Origin of the sequence: Nitrospira sp. (assembly GCA_015709715.1) — a bacterium.
Lineage (GTDB): Bacteria > Nitrospirota > Nitrospiria > Nitrospirales > Nitrospiraceae > Nitrospira_A.
The window spans coordinates 2755006-2770975 of record CP054184.1; the positions used below are offsets into that span (position 1 = coordinate 2755006).

Sequence of the window (15970 nt, forward strand, 5' to 3'; positions counted from 1 at the left end):
CATGGAGGAGCGGGCGCAACAGGCCGGGGTGATCCTGGAACAGGGGACGGTGCGTTGTGAGGGAGCCTGGACCTTGCGTAGCCTGGGCCGGGTGGAGCGGGTGCTCGCCGCGACGATCTGGCCGCACGGCGGCGCCCTCCGGTTCGACACGAGCGGGATCGAGGCCTTCGATACAGGCGGCGCGGTCGTGTTGTATCGCGCGGTGACCGATGCCAGGCGGCAGGGGTGCGACGCGACGATCGAGGGGTTGCGGTCTGATTACGAACAGCTTCTGAGCCTGGTCACATCCAACTGGAGCGCTGTCGTCACGGACGTGTCGCCGAGACTCAACGGTGCCGAGCGGCTCGACGCGGCGGTCCACCGTCTGCGCGAGAGGGGCCTTCAGGGACTCGCCTTTCTCGGGGAGAGCGCCGTCGCATTGGGGCGCCTCGTCAGGAGACCGGCCAGGTTGCGGTGGCGAACCGGTCTCCACCGCCTGCGGCTCGACGGCGTGAACGCGCTGCCCATCACCGGTCTGCTCACGTTCTTGATCGGTGTGGTGATCGCCTATCAAGGCGCGGAACAGTTGCGGAAGTTCGGCACCAATATTTTCATCGTGGACCTGGTGGGTATTTCGCTGTTGCGCGAAATCGCCCCGCTGATCGCGGCCATTCTGATCGCCGGGCGGTCGGGCTCGGCCTATGCGGCGCAGATCGGGACCATGAAGGTGACAGAGGAGTTGGATGCGCTGAAGACGCTCGGCCTGTCGCCGATCGAGCTGCTGGTCGTGCCGCGGGTCGTGGCCCTGATCGTGACGTTGCCGTTGTTGACCGTCTATGCCGACATCCTGGGGGTGTTCGGCGGGATGCTGATTGCGGCCAACCAGCTGAGCGTGAGCTTCACGGCCTTTCTGTCCCGCTTTGAGGAGGCCGTGGCCCTGCGGCATTTCCTGATCGGGATCGCCAAGGCGCCGTTCTTCGCCCTGATCATTGCGTTGGTGGGCTGTTATCAAGGGTTTCAGATTCGCGGCGGCGTGGACGATGTCGGGCGGCATACGACGATCAGCGTCGTGCAGAGCATTTTCCTCGTCATCATTTTCGATGCCATCTGCAGCATTCTGTTGAACTGGTGGAACTTGTGACCTTCCGAGACGGAGTGAGTGATGGAGCCTCCATGACGGAGGCATCGCCGGCAGCCGCGCCGTCGCAGGCCGTGGACTCGCCCGTGATCGAGGTGAGCCATGTGTCGACCAGATTCGGGCAGGCCGTCGTGCACGACGATGTGAACCTCATGGTCGTGCGCGGCGAGGTGTTTGCCATCGCCGGGGGGAACGGCTGCGGTAAGTCGACGCTGCTGCGGGAAATCATCGGGCTGCTGCGTCCCAGCTCCGGGACGATCCGCCTGTTCGGCCGGGACAGCCGCGAATTGGAAGCCTCCGACGGGCGCGCGATTCATCGTCGGTTCGGGGTGATGTTTCAAGGCGGCGCCCTCTTCAGTTCCATGACGCTGGAGGACAATGTCGCCGTGCCCCTGCGCGAACATACGCGGCTCAACGCCGCGGCCATTCGGGACATCGTGGCGTTGAAAGTTGCCCTCGTGGGGCTTCCGCAGGAGAGCAAACGGAAGTTCCCCAGCGAACTCAGCGGCGGTATGAAGCGGCGCGCGGCCCTCGCGCGGGCCATCGTGATGGATCCCGAGTTGTTGTTTCTCGACGAGCCGACGGCGGGCCTCGATCCGATGATCGCTGATGGATTCGACGAACTCTTGCTCCATCTGAAGCGGCTGCTCGGATTCACGGTGGTGATGGTGACGCATGATTTGGATTCCTTGTGGCGAGTGGCCGATCGGGTGGCGGTGTTGGGCAACGGCAAGATTCTTGGCATCGGCACGATGGAGGAGCTGACGCATTCCGAGGATGCCGTCGTGCGCGACTATTTCCATGGGCCGCGTGGACGGGCTGCTCGGGCGAACTACGCCGGGTCGGTCTTGCACGAGGGCTGAGAGGGGCCGATGGAGCCGAAGGTCAACTATGTGGTCGTGGGCGCCTTCGTCGTGCTGTTGGGCGCGACGGTGCTGGGGGTCATTCTGTGGCTGGGCAAGACGGACTATCGCGGCGCGTATGACCGCTACTACGTCTATACGCGTGAGTCGGTTGCGGGGCTGAGCGTGGACTCCACCGTGAAGTATCGCGGCGTGGATGTCGGGCGGGTCAAGGAGGTCGTGCTCAACCCGGACAACTCGGAAGAGGTGCGGGTGACGCTCGACATCGTGCGGGGCACGCCCATCAAGACCGATACGCAGGCGTTGCTGGTGACACAGGGGTTGACGGGGCTGGTGACGCTGAATCTCACCGGTGGGAGCCGCGAAGCCCCTTCGCTCGCCGCCGCGCCGGGCCTACCCTATCCGATCATCGCCAGTGCACCCTCGCTGGCCGGACGGCTGGACGGCGCGCTCTCGCAACTGTTGTCGGAGCAGGGCCTGGCGAGCCTGGTCGCGAATTTGAATGGGTTGGCTCAGAATGCCTCCTCCGCGTTGGACGAGGAAAACCGGCGGGCGTTGCGGCAGATGCTGAAGGACCTGTCCGAAGTGACGCGGTTGCTGGCGGCGCACGGCCACGAGGTCGATCGCGGCCTGCAAAGCGCGGCGGCGGCGGCTGAACAGGCTGCGCGCCTGGCCGAGCAGATGGGCAAGCAGTTGCCGATGTTGCTGGAGCGTCTCAATAAAAGCACGGCTGCCCTCCAGGTCATGGCGGAGGAACTGGCCAAGACGAGCCGATCCGTCGGGGAGGTGGTTGGAGCCAGCAAGCCCGATCTCGAGCGATTCTCCCGCCAGACCTTGGCGGATACCGGCTTGCTGATCGGTGAATTGCGGCAACTCACCGCAACCTTGACCAGGGTGGCACAGCAGGTCGAGCGGCAACCGAACGTCCTGGTCCTCGGCCGTCCGTCGACCTCGAAGGGGCCGGGAGAATGAGGGGAGCGTCGGTGGTGAACCATTCGGTCCTGCGCGGCGCGGGCGTCTTGTTCCTGGGTCTTGTCTTGACGGCCTGTGCCTTGAGCCCTTCCACGGACGGCCCTGTCCGTACCTATGTGCTGATGGCCGACGAAGCGGCCTGGAATCTCCATGAGCGGGCGGCTCAGCCCGTCGATCATGGTGTCCTGCTCGTAGACCTTCCCCAGACGGAAGCGGGATTCGATCAGGCGCGCATGGCCTACGTGCAGCGGCCGTCGGAAGTACGGTATTACGCCACGAATCAATGGGCCGATGCGCCGGCCCGCATGCTGCAGCCCCTCCTGGTCCGTTCATTGGAAACGACGGGACTCTGGCGCGCGGTGGTGGCCATGCCGACCACGGTGCGCGGAGACTATCGGCTGGATCTGTCCGGCCTGCTGTTGCAGCAGGAGTTTCTCGAACGACCGAGCCGGATGCGCGTCCGTTGGCGGGCGCAGCTGGTTGACCTGAAAGAGCAGCGGGTGGTGGAGACGAGGAGTTTCGAGGCTGTGGAATCGGCCCCGAGTGAGGATGCCTACGGCGGAGTCCTGGCGGCCAATCGGGCGGTCGAGACGATGTTGCGCGCGACGGCACAATGGATGACGGCCTGTGTCGGCGGCGGAAAGAACGGAGCGGCGGAATGCGCACCTCGCTGAAAACCGGCCTCAGTTTCGGCCTGACGTCCGGCGTCATCACGACCTTGGGGCTGATGGTGGGGCTGCATGCGGGTACGCACTCGAAGGCCGTGGTGCTGGGCGGCATCTTGACCATCGCGGTGGCGGATGCCATGTCGGATGCGCTGGGGATTCACATCGCGGAAGAATCCAAGAACCACGGGAGCGTGGTCGAAATCTGGGAATCGACGTTGGCGGCCTTCGCGGCCAAATTTGTGATTGCGAGCACCTTCGTCGTGCCGGTCTTCCTCTTGCCGCTGGACTTGGCCGTCCTCGTCTGCCTGGGCTGGGGACTCTCGCTGCTGGCGGTGTTGAGTTACGGCTTGGCGCGGGCGCAACGGATTTCCCCGTGGAAAGTCATCGGCGAACATCTACTGATCGGATTCTGTGTCGTGGCGATCACGCATTATCTCGGCGAATGGGTGCGAGGCCGCTTTACGTGACGAGGTGAATGTGGACGGACGGGTCCCGCAGTCGACGGCGCAAGTGGCGTACTTCTCGATGGAGATCGGGCTCAATCCCCTGATGCCGACCTATGCCGGAGGGCTCGGGGTGCTGGCGGGGGACACGTTACGGTCCGCGGCGGATCTGGAGGTGCCCATGGTCGGGGTCACGCTGCTGCATCGGCGCGGCTACTTCTATCAGCGTCTCGATCGGACGGGGTGGCAATCGGAGGAGCCGGTGGCCTGGGCGGTGCACGATTTCGTCGACCCACTGGATCAACGGGTGTCGGTCGAGATCGAGGGGCGAAGGGTGCAGATCCGGGCGTGGCGCTACTTGGTCAAGGGCATGTCGGGCTATGCGTTGCCGGTCTATCTGCTCGACACCGATCTGCCGGAGAACAGTCCCTTCGATCGCTCCATCACGGACTCACTCTACGGCGGGGACGCCTATTACCGGCTGTGCCAGGAATTGGTGCTGGGATTCGGCGGCTTCGCGATGCTGCGGGCGTTGGGGTACGGCACGATCTTCCGGTATCACCTCAACGAAGGCCATGCGGCGCTGCTGGTGCCGGCCCTGCTGGAGGATGCGCTCGCGTCACGGCCCCACAACGGCGAGGTGCCGCCGGATATGATCGAGAAGGTGCGGGAGCAATGCATCTTCACGACCCACACACCGGTGCCGGCGGGACACGACCAATTTTCTGCGGAACTGGCCCATCGTGTGTTGGGGAGCCGCCGGTGCGACCTCGTCCAGGCCTGCCAGCATCAAGGCGCCTTGAATATGACCCTGCTGGCGCTACGGGGATCGCGTTACGTGAATGGAGTGGCGATGCGGCATGGTGAAGTCTCCCATTCGTTGTATCCCGGTTATCCGATCCATTCCATCACCAACGGCGTGCACGCCGTCACCTGGGCCGCGCCCTCCTTTCAGAATCTCTATGATCGCCACTTGCCGGAATGGCGGTACGACCAGCTGTCCCTTCGGTATGCCATCAGCATTCCGGGGGCGGAGATTTGGGCCGCCCACCGCGAGGCGAAGTTGGCCCTCGTGGATGTCGTCAATCGGGAAACCAACGCCGGGTTCGATCGCGACTTCTTGACCATCGGCTTTGCGCGCCGCGCCACGGCCTACAAGCGCGGGACGTTGGTGTTTCACGACCTCGATCGGTTGCGGCGGCTGGCGAAGGAGGTCGGTCCGATCCAGTTCGTGTTTGCGGGGAAGGCGCACCCCCAGGATCAGGCCGGCAAGGAGCTGATCCGGCGCATCCACGAGGTGCGGGGACAGGTGCCGGTGGCCTATCTGCCGAACTACGACATGGGTGTGGCCCGTCTGTTGTGCGCGGGCGTGGACGTGTGGCTGAATACGCCGCTGCCGCCGATGGAGGCGTCCGGCACCAGCGGCATGAAGGCGGCCATGAACGGCGTGCCCAGTCTGAGCGTCTTGGACGGGTGGTGGGTCGAGGGGCACATCGAGGGCGTGACGGGCTGGGCGATCGGAGCGAAGGGCGAGGCGGCCGCGGTTCAGGGGGCGGATCTGGACGCCGTCCATGCCGCGGCGCTGTATGACAGCCTGGAGCGGCGCGTGTTGCCGCTCTTCTACCGCGATCGCGAGGGGTTCATCGAGGTGATGAAACACACGATTGCGATCAACGGGGCGTTCTTCAATACGCAACGCATGGTGGGCCAGTATCTCCGCAATGCGTACCGGTTGACGGGACTCTCCGCCAATGGAGCCTAGCCCCATGAACCCTGAACAGGAGTGCGACCGGCTGCGGTCCGAGTACGCCCACCTGCTCACGCTCTGGACCTCGGGTGTCCGCGACTACCACACGATGTTGTCGGACTACCTCACGGCCAATTCCATCTTCGTCGCCGTCATCGGCTTGCTCGTCTCGCGCGAGTCCCTAGCCATTCCCTTTACCGTCGTCATCGTGCTCCTCAGCAGCATCGGCATCCTCATGAGCGCGCAGATGGCCATCGTGCTGGGCCGATTCTCGAGCCAGAACGCGTTGTGGGAATGGCAACTGCGGGGCATCGAGAGCTTGCCGGGCTGGCAGGAACGGAAGCCGGTGAGCATGCTCTATCGGTTACGCGAACATCGCGAAACGATCGTGGACGACACCAATGAGCCGCGCGTCTTCGAGCCCTCCTGGGCCTTTCGGCAACACCGGCAATGGTGGGCCCACCGGGCCGTGAGTTTCCCCTGGTTCTTCGGGACCGTGTACGGGCTTTTTCTTCTCTGGGGCCTGATCCAGGTGGTGCGATCGATCATGGTGACCTTCGAATAAGCAACGGTCTCGCGCTTCGTCATCAGAACAAATCGTCGGCGGTCCATCGCAGAATCGCGAAGACGGTGACGAGCAACAGCACCGTGAGTACCAACAGGGCCGGATGGAGAAACGGCATGAGCATCATAGAGCATCTCCTTTCTGCCGCTGGGGACTGTGTCCTCGCCTTCTTGATAACACACACAAATGAAGCGGGGATGAAGGCTCGGTGAAGAAGCCTTCATGGAGCGGAAACGGTCGGCTTGTCCCTGATATGATCGGGCCTTCAGGGCCCATTCATGCGAGGCATACCATGCGTATTCTGGCTATCGAAGACGACACCGATTTGGCGCAATTCCTCCGCAAGGGATTAGAGGAAGAGCAGCATGCGGTGGAAATCGCCGCCGACGGGGAGACCGGGCTGATGCTCGCCCTGGATGAAAGCTACGATCTCCTGATCGTGGATGTGATGCTGCCCAAGCTGGATGGGCTGACGTTGTGCCGGCGTCTCCGTGAGCGGGGCAGCCGGACGCCCATTCTGCTCCTGACCGCGCGCGACACGGTCGACGACAAGGTGGCGGGGTTGGATGCCGGGGCCGACGACTATTTGACCAAGCCGTTCGCGTTCACGGAATTGGTCGCGCGCATCCGGGCGCTCCTCCGGCGAGGCGGCCCGCACGTCGGCAATCGCTTGAGGGCGAAGGATCTCGAAATGGATCCGGCCTCACGGCGGGTGTGGCGCGCCGGCAAGGAGATCACGCTGACGAGCAAAGAATTCGCCCTGCTGGAATATCTGCTGCGCAACCGCGACATCGTGCTGACCAGGACGGCGATTCTGGAGCGGGTGTGGGGGTTGAACTACGATCCGATGACCAATGTGGTGGACGTGTACATTCGGTCGCTGCGGGTCAAGATCGATCGGGATTTCTCCTCGCCCTTGATCGCCACCGTGCGCGGCGTGGGCTATAAGCTGGAGACCGGTGAGTGAGCAGTTTCCGCACCCAATTCCGGCTCTACACGGTGGCCTTGATCGCGGCGCTGCTGGGCGGCTTCAACGTGGTGGTCTACACGGGCTTTCACAGCCTGCTGCAGCAGTACGTAGACGGCCGGTTGTTCGGGTTCGCCGACACGCTGGCCGAGCTGATCGAGCAGCGGCCCGACTTGATGAAGCGCTCGGACCACGAGATCGTCGTGCCGCGCGGTGCGCAGGTGGCCGACGAGCGCATGAAGGAGTTGCGGGAGGTCTCCCACTCGGTTCACATCCTGGCGCTCGACGGGACCGTCGTGTGGAAGGGTAGCGCCGTTCTGCCCCGCCCCTCCGTGGACGCCGCCGTGCTCGAACGGGGCCGACGCGGCGAAGTGGTCTACGAAACGATCGAAACCGCATCCGGCGCGCCGGTTCGACAGATCTTCGTGCCCATCATGCATCAGGACGAGGTGCGGTATCTGTTGCAGGCCGAAGAGTCCCTGGTCTTTTTCCGGCGGACCCATCGCAGCCTCATGGGCCTGCTCATGCTCGGGTCCGTGGCGGTATTGGCCGCGTCCTGGTTCGGGAGCGGCTGGTTGGCCCGCAAGGTGCTCGATCCGGTCGAAACCTTGAGCCGCACCGCGGAGAGCATTTCCGAATCGGCCCTCCGCTCGCGCGTGAATTTGAATGCGCCGTTCGAGGAGTTCGAGCGGCTGGCCCAGGCCTTCAACGCGATGCTCGACCGCCTGCAGCGCGCTTCCGAAAGCCAGCGGCGGTTCACGGACTACGCCGCGCATGAGATGAAGACGCCGTTGACCGTCATGCAGGGCAACCTGGAGGTGGCCTTGCAGCGCTCGCGGTCGGCGGAGGACTATCGCGACGTGTTGGTGTCGAATCTCGACCAAGTGCAGCGACTCATCGTGCTCACCCGCTCCCTGCTCACGCTCGCGCGCTTTGCCGGCGATCGCCCGCCGGTGGAGTTGGCGCCTCTGGCGCTGCAGCCGCTGTTGCGTGAGCTGATCGATGACTTGACGCCCGTCGCCGAGGACCGAAACCTGACCTTGGTGTTGGATGAGCAGCCGGTCAGGCCGGTGCTGGGCGACGCGGAGCGCCTGAAGCAGGTGTTCATCAATCTGCTGGACAATGCCTTGCGGTACACCGATCCCGGCGGCACCGTCACGGTGCGCCTGAGCGGCGTTCGCGACGAGGTCCATGTGGCCGTTCACGATACCGGGCAGGGCATCGCCCGGGAACACCTCGCCTATCTGTTCGAGCCCTTTTATCGCACCGACCCGGCCCGCGCCAGGGATTCCGGCGGGCATGGCCTCGGCCTCCCCATCGTGAAGGAAATCGTGGAAGCCCACCACGGCACGATCGCCGTGGAGAGCGAAGTGGGCAAGGGGTCGGTGTTTACGTTGACCCTGTCCGCCGCGTAGGCCTCTCAACATGAAGCGCTTTTTCATGCGCGATTCATCGCTGGTTCATCTTGTCCGGCTACTGTGTGCCGACGAACGCATCGACCACATGGCTTCATGATCGGAGAGGGAGGAGTGGATGTGATGAAGGGGTACGTCGCCATGGCGCCGGCCACGTTGCTGTTGCTGCTGGTCATTGCCGCCATGGGGGTCATAGTGTTCTGGGGCATCTCGTTGCTGGATCTGTCCGAGTAGTCGGTCATGGTGACGCTGTTGGCTCTGGGGGGCATCACCCTCTGTGTGTGGGGTGTCGTGCGTTGGGTGTCGCTTCTCGATCGGAAGCAGTCCGCCTTGATCGGCATTCCCCTGAGGCCTGAGCGGGAGAGCGGTGGTGACGGCGATCGCGAACGGCCCTAGGGCCGCGACGGGTTCGTGCGTTGGAAGGAGGTCACGATGCGTGAGGGATTGGAGCCGGGAGGACGGCGGTGGTCGATCGTGTTGGCAGGAGGAGAGGGCATACGGATGCAACCGGTCATCAAGCGGTGGCTGGGCCGGAGCGTGCCCAAACAATACTGCCGATTTATCGGAACGCGGTCGTTGTTCCAGCATACCCTCGACCGCACGATGCAGGTTGCTAGTCCGGCGCGGACGGTCGTGGTGGTCGGCCGAGGACATCGGGAGGCCTGGGGACAGATCGGTGAACGGGATCCCGGGATGGTGTTGGTGCAGCCGCGCAACGTCGATACGGCGGCGGGGATTTTTCTGCCCTTGACCTACATCCGGGCGCGCGATCCGGAGGGGACGGTACTGATTGCTCCGTCCGATCATTTTGTGTATCCGGAGGAACGGTTTCTGGGCGAAGTGCTCTATGCGGTTCGGGCGGCAGAGGAGTTGACTGCGAAGGTGGTTCTGCTTGCCGCCCGCCCGAACGGACCGGAAACGGAATACGGATGGATCAAGCCCGATCGAGAGCTGATCGGTTTCGGCGCTCGCTCCGTCCTGGCGGTCAAGACATTTTTGGAGAAGCCGGAGCCGGCGTTGGCGCAGTTGGCCTATGCGTCCGGCGCCTTGTGGAATACGTTCATGATGGCGGGAAAGGTCGACACGTTTTGGAAGCTGGGCCTGCGGGTGCTGCCGAAGATGATGGCCCTCTTCGAGCGCCTGGCCGAGGTGATCGATACGCCGAAGGAGGCGGACGTGTTGCGCGCAATCTATGAACGTATGCCGACGGCGAACTTTTCACGCGATCTCCTGGCGCATGTGCCGGGCGAAACGGCGGTGCTGGAGATGAAGAATATCTGGTGGAGCGATTGGGGAAGCCCTGAGCGCGTCCTGAACACCATCGAACGGCTCGGTCATCAGGCCACGCCTCTCGTGGCCCATCTTCGAACGGCCGTGGCCGAACAGCAAGCGGCCTCACTGCTCGGCGCCGTTATGGCGCAGAATGAAACAGACGAGGCGCAGGTGGTCTAGGTGCAGCGGGGTGTATTGCCTCACCCGGAGGAGGGCTATTGCCGCAAATGGCAACAGCCCTTTTCCCTGCAACTCGGGCTGCCTGGTAGAAAATCAACATCCGGGGCGGACTTCCACTCACATTAAGGAAGCTGAAGACCTGGCACCTGTCTTGCCTGAAGGGCAAGGTAACGTCAGGCGATCATCGCCGTCTCTCGTGTCACCATCACCTAAGCGCTTGGCTCCTTGATCGACCGGCTCGCTGCGGCGATTCCGGAGCGGTTTCGTGCAGGAGCGAGTCGCTCACCCGTTCCACAGGAGCAACCATGAGTACGCCACTGTTGAAGCGGATCCTGTTCGCCACAGACTTTTCCGATGATGCGTTGCGCGCGCAAGAGTATGCGATGTATCTGGCTACGGCCTGGGATGCGACTATCGACGTGCTCCATGTGATCGAGGCACCGCCGGCGTCGAGCGGTGAGACCGACAGTATCCTGGCCGTGGAGCGAGCCAGGGGCGAGGCCGGGCGTCGCCTGGAGCAGGTGCGTGACTTCATGGCGCGAAGCGGTTTGCAGGTGCTGGTGCGTCAGGTCCTGGGGAATCCGCTGGTCCAAATCGGCCTTGCCGCCAGGGAGCGCGAAGTCGACCTCGTCGTGTTGGGTGTCCAGGGTCGGACCAACCGGCTGTATGGGCTCATCGGCGCGACCGCCGAGCGGGTCGTGAAAGAAAGCCCCTGTCCGGTGTTGGCCGTGCCGGGGCTGCGGGCGGAAGTGGATAGGCCGATCGACACCACGCCCCATGTCCCGATTCGAAACATTCTTGCACCGTTGGACTTTTCCGCTCCCTCGCTGGGTGCCGTGGAATACGCCATCCAGATTGCCAACGGGCTCGGCGCGAAAGTGATCTTGATGCATGTCCTGGAGCCGGTCTGTTACGACCTGGATTGTGGCCTTGGCGTGATCGAACAGGAGGCGCGCAAGCGAGACCATTGGAATCAACACCTCGTGGAACTGAAGGAGGTGATCACCTCGTATGGGTTACCGGCCGAGGTCGAGATTTCCGGAGGCATCCCCTCCGAGGCGATCCTGGCCGGTGTCTTGCGGCACCATGCGGATCTCATCGTGATGGGAACCCATGGACGGCGTGCGAGCCCAGAGCGCCCATTCGGCAGCGTGGCGGAGGCGGTCTTGCGACGGGCGCATTGCCCGGTGCTGACGGTCAAGGCGCCGAAATTCGAGCCGGGCCACCGGCGGGTGGTGCCGCAGGAACTTGGTTTGGAAGACATCAGAGGAGTGGAACCATGACCGTGCGTGACATCTACATTACCGAGTACGACCTGACTCGGCTCCAGGGTTTGGTGGCGGCGCGTATCCATGCCAAGAGTCGGGATCGTGAGTTGTTGGAGCAATTGCAGCAGGAACTCGATCGCGCCCACGTCGTAACCCCGCAGGAGATTCCTCACGATATCGTGACGATGAACTCGCGGGTTCGCATCACGGACATGGAGAGCGGACAGGAGCAGACCTATACGCTGGTGTTTCCTGCCGAGTCCAATATGGCGGAGGGCAAGGTCTCGGTCTTGGCGCCGATCGGAACAGCCCTGTTGGGCTGTCGAGCCGGCGACACGGTGGATTGGCCGGTGCCGGTCGGTCTCAAAACGGTGCGTATTCGCGAGGTGCTGTACCAGCCGGAGGCGACCGGTCGGTACGACTTATAGTCATTCGTCGACTCAGGCGCGGGGCTGCGCCGAATCGCGGCGATAAGGGAGGACGCATGGAGGTTCGCAGTAAGGTCTACACCTATCGGACGAAAGTGAAGTGGACGGAGCAGAAGAAGGGCACGATCACCTGTGAGGGCAAGCCCGACATTCAGGTCGCCACGCCGCCGGAATTCAAGGGGCACGAAGGCATCTGGTCACCGGAGGACCTGTACGTGGCATCGGCCAACATGTGTTTGATGACGACTTTCCTCGCCGTCGCGGAACGGGCGGGGTTGGCGTTCACAGCGTTCGAGAGCGAGGCCGAGGGGCGGCTGGAGTTGGTGGATGGTAAGTTTCAGGTCACGACCATCGTCCTGCGTCCGACGATCACCCTTGCGCCGGGGGCGGATTCCGTCAAGGCCAAGGACCTGATCGAGAAGGCCGAGGCGAACTGTCTGATCTCCAATTCCATGAAGACCCGTGTGACGCTCGAACCGACCATCGTGTGATGGGGTGTGGTCGATGACCTGGCGAAAACTCGGCGTGGGGGCGTTGGTGTTGTGGGGCATCACAATGGTGGCGGTCGTGGTCCTCTTCGTTCAAGGGCAGACCAGGCCGGGATTGGATCGACGGACGGAGATCGTGTTGGCCCCTGCCGAACGCGACCTGATCTTGGAAGAGATGCGACAGTTGCTCAAAGCGGTCCATGGCGTGATCACGGCGCTGAGCAGCCCGGACCAAAACCTCAAGCCGGCGGAAGGGGCGGCCAGGGCGGCGGGCATGCAGATGTCGGCAGACGTGAGTCCCGCCGTCATGCTGAAATTGCCGTTGGCCTTCAAACAGATGGGAATGTCCATTCATAAAGACATGGACAACCTGGCCGATGCCGTCGTCCAGGGCGAGTCGTCGCCGCAGTTGCTCGCGCGGCTCTCGAGCATGACGGCCCGCTGCACCACCTGTCATGACATGTACCGCTTCGTCACCAAGTAATGTGTGTGGCGCGCGAATCCTTTTTTTCGTTCGGTACTCGAAAGAGATAGGGAGTCGATCAGAAAGAGGAGGGGCTACCATGACATGCAATGTGGGAGGAATCGAGCGGCCGATTCGGATCGTGTTGGGGGTGCTGTTGATTGGAATCGGGGCCTTTGCCGGGCTTCCGCCGGTGGGGATGGGCATCACGCTGGCGGTGGGGACGATCGCGTTGGTGACCGGAGTGATCGGGTTCTGCCCGGCTTGGACGTTGTTCGGAATCAACACCTGCGCGACCGGCGGGGGCCGGAAACGCTAGGGGAGATGTCCATCATCAAGGCTGCAGCGAGCGGCCGGAAAGGGAAGGAGCGAACATGTCGACCATGCAAGCGCCGGGGGTGCCGGCTGGTGGGTTCAAGACCGTGGGCCAGATCGTGGGGACTAACCAGTTGGTGTTTCGTGCAGGCCAGAACGGATTGGCCATTGCGGTGGAGTTATTGTCGAGCCATACGTCCGGGGCTCCGGTCGTGGATGCGAAGGGAGAATTTATTGGATTCATCAGTGAATTCGATGTGCTTAAGGCCCTCCAAGCCAATAAGGAACTCAGTCAGATGACGGCCGAACAGATCATGGCGAAGGATCGGATTGCGGTGGCAGAGGATACTTCCATCGATGAGGCAGTGAAGATGATGGAGGAGAAGCGGCTGTTGAACCTTCCTGTGAGGCGGAACGGGGGGGTGACCTATTCAGTCACGCGGCATGATCTGCTGCGGGCATGGGTCGGGCTTGGGTTGGACATCGAGAACGCCACGCCATAACGGCGCGAGAGGAGCGTTGTGACGGAATCCGAACTGCCGAGCGGAGGGTTCTCGACACCCGTTGGGACCCGGAGGACTTTTTTCCATTGGGTGACGTTGGCCGCCGCGGGCTTCGTGGGGATGGGGTTGGCGGTCCCCTTGCTGGGCTCGCTGATTTCGCCCGTCTTGAGCAGGCGTAAACGCGACTGGGTGGATGTCGGCGGGGTGGCGGAGTTGCCGCTCGGCCGCCCCACGCAGTTGGACCATGTCACGACCCTGCGCGACGGCTGGATGGAAACCAAGGCGCAAAAGGCAGTGTGGGCCGTCCGGCGTTCCGAGAACGAGGTCCAGGTCTTTTCCCCGATCTGTACGCACCTGGGCTGCGGGTATCGGTGGGACGACGGCGCGCAAAAATTTCTCTGTCCCTGTCACGGTAGTTCATTCGACGTCAACGGTCGGGTGACCGGCGGTCCGGCTCCGCGGCCGTTGGATGTCCTGCCGTCGAAGATCGAGGGAGGGCGGCTCTTGGTGATGTACAAAGAATTCAAGTCCGGCCTGCCGACCAGCGTCGAGTTGTGAAGGCACCGCATGGCCTCCCGCCTCTACAACTGGCTTGACAGTCGCCTGAACCTCAAGCCGGTCCAGCGCACGTTGCTCGACGAGCCCATTCCGGGCGGAGCGAGCTGGATCTACGTGTTCGGCTCCATCACTCTTTTCCTCTTCGTCCTGCAGGCCGCCACCGGGATGTTCCTCGCGGTCTACTACGCTCCGACGCCGGACCATGCGTACGACAGCGTCCGCTTCATCGAGACCGAGGTGGCGTTCGGTTGGTTCGTGCGGGGGCTCCACCATTGGGGCGCTTCAGCCATGGTGGTGGCGATCGGCCTGCACATGTTGCAGACGTTCCTCTACGGCGCCTATAAGCCCCCGCGTGAAGTCATGTGGATGGCGGGGGTGGCGCTGTTCCTCGTGGTGATGACCTTCGCCTTCACCGGGTATCTCCTGCCGTGGGATCAAACCGCCTACTGGGCGACGCAGGTCGGCATCAATATGGTCGGCACGGTGCCGCTGGTGGGGGATCTGCTGTCGCGGGTCCTGCGGGGAGGAGAGACGCTCGGCGCCCTCACGTTGTCGCGCTTTTTCGCCATCCACGTGCTGTTTTTGCCCGCGGTGATTGTTGCGGGAATCGCACTGCACCTCTTCATCCTACGGCGCGTGGGGCCGGCCGGTCCCTGGAGCGACGACCGTGCGTCGTTGAGCAGCGAAACCTTCGCGCCGCGGCAGGTCTACATGGACGCCGTCGTGATCGCCGTCGTCTTTGCGCTCGTCGCGGGCCTGGCATACGGCATTCCCTTGCCGCTGACGGATAAGGCCGACCCGTCGGACACGAGTTTCGTGCCCGTGCCTGAATGGTATTTTCTCTTCTACTATGAACTGCTCAAGTACGTGCATGGACCACTCGAACCCCTCGCCACCTGGATTCTCCCGCTTTGCGTGATCCTGATCCTGTTCTTGTGGCCCTTCATCGACCGCAATCCGGTCCGGAATCCGATCCGACGGCCGGTGGCGCTGGGCAGCGGGCTGCTGTTCCTGCTGGTTGTGTTCGGGCTGTTGGGAATCTCGATCAAGAACCTCTATGCCGTCCCCAGGGCCGATCCGGCCGTGGCGCGCGGCAAGGCCGTGTATGCCCAGTTCGGTTGTGCCGGCTGTCACCGCATTCACGGCGAGGGGGGAGCCGTGGCGCCGGACCTCTCGACCGTGGGCGACACGAGGCCCGAACGCGCGTGGCACCTCAAACATTTCCGCGATCCGCAGTCCGTGGCGCCGGGATCGTTCATGCCGAAATTCCCGCTTACCGACCAACAGCTGAACGACCTCACCAGTTACATGCTGAGTTTGAAGCGGGCGACCTAGCGGGAGGCACAGGTCGCCGATGGAATCAGAACAGTGTTCGATGGAGGATGTCGATGCAGATGAAATGGGGGGCCGGGATTGTAGCCGTCGCATTGCTTACGTTTGGGTCTTCTGTGTGGGCTGCGTCGGTAGTAGGTAGCTCGGATATGGGCAAGAAGTTGTACCTGGAGAGTTGCCAGCATTGCCATGGCGCTGCGGGGGACGGAAAGAGTGAGATGGGCGCCTATCTCACGCCGCCTCCGGCGGATCTGACCAGCGGCAAGACCCAATCGAAAGCCGATGCCGAGTTGCGGAAGGTCATCGTGGAAGGGAGGGCGGGCACGGCCATGACCGGCTATGCCATGTACGATGAGCAGCAATTGGCCCACATCCTGGCCTACATCCGCTCGTTGAAACGGTAGGG

At 63.2% G+C, this 15970-nt stretch carries 20 protein-coding genes; all 20 read left to right on the plus strand.

Annotated features, from left to right (window positions below; genetic code table 11):
* Window position 1: 1 nt before the first annotated feature.
* The 20 genes from HRU82_13325 to HRU82_13420 all read left to right on the plus strand — a co-directional run bounded on the left by HRU82_13325 (window position 2) and on the right by HRU82_13420 (window position 15968).
* Complete coding sequence (locus tag HRU82_13325; GenBank protein QOJ35862.1) at window positions 2-1120, plus strand: MlaE family lipid ABC transporter permease subunit; 1119 nt, start codon at window positions 2-4, stop codon at window positions 1118-1120.
* 32 nt (window positions 1121-1152) lie between these two features.
* Complete coding sequence (locus tag HRU82_13330) at window positions 1153-1980, plus strand: ATP-binding cassette domain-containing protein (GenBank protein QOJ35863.1); 828 nt, start codon at window positions 1153-1155, stop codon at window positions 1978-1980.
* A gap of 9 nt (window positions 1981-1989) precedes the next feature.
* Window positions 1990-2952 (plus strand): MCE family protein, encoded by a 963-nt coding sequence (locus HRU82_13335; GenBank protein ID QOJ35864.1) that lies wholly within the window; start codon window positions 1990-1992, stop codon window positions 2950-2952.
* A gap of 14 nt (window positions 2953-2966) precedes the next feature.
* Complete coding sequence (locus tag HRU82_13340) at window positions 2967-3626, plus strand: membrane integrity-associated transporter subunit PqiC (protein ID QOJ35865.1); 660 nt, start codon at window positions 2967-2969, stop codon at window positions 3624-3626.
* Window positions 3611-4087, plus strand: a complete 477-nt coding sequence (locus HRU82_13345; GenBank protein ID QOJ35866.1) for a hypothetical protein — start codon at window positions 3611-3613, stop codon at window positions 4085-4087. Before HRU82_13340 ends, HRU82_13345 begins: the two co-directional genes overlap by 16 nt.
* Before the next feature lie 58 nt (window positions 4088-4145).
* Window positions 4146-5825, plus strand: a complete 1680-nt coding sequence (gene glgP, locus HRU82_13350) for an alpha-glucan family phosphorylase (GenBank protein ID QOJ37208.1) — start codon at window positions 4146-4148, stop codon at window positions 5823-5825.
* Between the two features lie 4 nt (window positions 5826-5829).
* Window positions 5830-6375 (plus strand): hypothetical protein, encoded by a 546-nt coding sequence (locus tag HRU82_13355; protein ID QOJ35867.1) that lies wholly within the window; start codon window positions 5830-5832, stop codon window positions 6373-6375.
* Between the two features lie 292 nt (window positions 6376-6667).
* Window positions 6668-7342: a response regulator transcription factor gene (locus tag HRU82_13360; GenBank protein QOJ35868.1), complete on the plus strand. Its 675-nt coding sequence runs from the start codon at window positions 6668-6670 to the stop codon at window positions 7340-7342.
* Window positions 7339-8757: a HAMP domain-containing protein gene (locus tag HRU82_13365; protein QOJ35869.1), complete on the plus strand. Its 1419-nt coding sequence runs from the start codon at window positions 7339-7341 to the stop codon at window positions 8755-8757. Before HRU82_13360 ends, HRU82_13365 begins: the two co-directional genes overlap by 4 nt.
* Before the next feature lie 240 nt (window positions 8758-8997).
* Window positions 8998-9153: a hypothetical protein gene (locus HRU82_13370; protein QOJ35870.1), complete on the plus strand. Its 156-nt coding sequence runs from the start codon at window positions 8998-9000 to the stop codon at window positions 9151-9153.
* Window positions 9154-9189: 36 nt separating this feature from the next.
* Window positions 9190-10209: an NTP transferase domain-containing protein gene (locus HRU82_13375; protein QOJ35871.1), complete on the plus strand. Its 1020-nt coding sequence runs from the start codon at window positions 9190-9192 to the stop codon at window positions 10207-10209.
* 305 nt (window positions 10210-10514) lie between these two features.
* A complete protein-coding gene (locus HRU82_13380) occupies window positions 10515-11492 on the plus strand; it encodes a universal stress protein (GenBank protein ID QOJ35872.1) in 978 nt (325 codons plus the stop codon).
* Window positions 11489-11905: a nucleoside diphosphate kinase regulator gene (rnk, locus tag HRU82_13385; GenBank protein ID QOJ35873.1), complete on the plus strand. Its 417-nt coding sequence runs from the start codon at window positions 11489-11491 to the stop codon at window positions 11903-11905. The genes HRU82_13380 and rnk overlap by 4 nt, the downstream gene beginning before the upstream one ends.
* A gap of 56 nt (window positions 11906-11961) precedes the next feature.
* Entirely contained in the window at window positions 11962-12396 is a 435-nt protein-coding gene (locus tag HRU82_13390; protein QOJ35874.1) for an OsmC family protein, read from the plus strand.
* Window positions 12397-12409: 13 nt separating this feature from the next.
* On the plus strand, window positions 12410-12877 hold the full coding sequence (locus tag HRU82_13395; protein QOJ35875.1) for a cytochrome c: 468 nt from the start codon (window positions 12410-12412) through the stop codon (window positions 12875-12877).
* A gap of 79 nt (window positions 12878-12956) precedes the next feature.
* Complete coding sequence (locus HRU82_13400; protein ID QOJ35876.1) at window positions 12957-13175, plus strand: DUF2892 domain-containing protein; 219 nt, start codon at window positions 12957-12959, stop codon at window positions 13173-13175.
* A 55-nt stretch (window positions 13176-13230) separates the two neighbouring features.
* A complete protein-coding gene (locus tag HRU82_13405; GenBank protein QOJ35877.1) occupies window positions 13231-13674 on the plus strand; it encodes a CBS domain-containing protein in 444 nt (147 codons plus the stop codon).
* An 18-nt stretch (window positions 13675-13692) separates the two neighbouring features.
* Complete coding sequence (locus tag HRU82_13410) at window positions 13693-14232, plus strand: ubiquinol-cytochrome c reductase iron-sulfur subunit (GenBank protein ID QOJ35878.1); 540 nt, start codon at window positions 13693-13695, stop codon at window positions 14230-14232.
* Between the two features lie 9 nt (window positions 14233-14241).
* Window positions 14242-15567: a cytochrome b N-terminal domain-containing protein gene (locus HRU82_13415; protein ID QOJ35879.1), complete on the plus strand. Its 1326-nt coding sequence runs from the start codon at window positions 14242-14244 to the stop codon at window positions 15565-15567.
* A gap of 53 nt (window positions 15568-15620) precedes the next feature.
* Window positions 15621-15968 (plus strand): cytochrome c, encoded by a 348-nt coding sequence (locus tag HRU82_13420; protein ID QOJ35880.1) that lies wholly within the window; start codon window positions 15621-15623, stop codon window positions 15966-15968.
* Window positions 15969-15970: the final 2 nt, after the last annotated feature.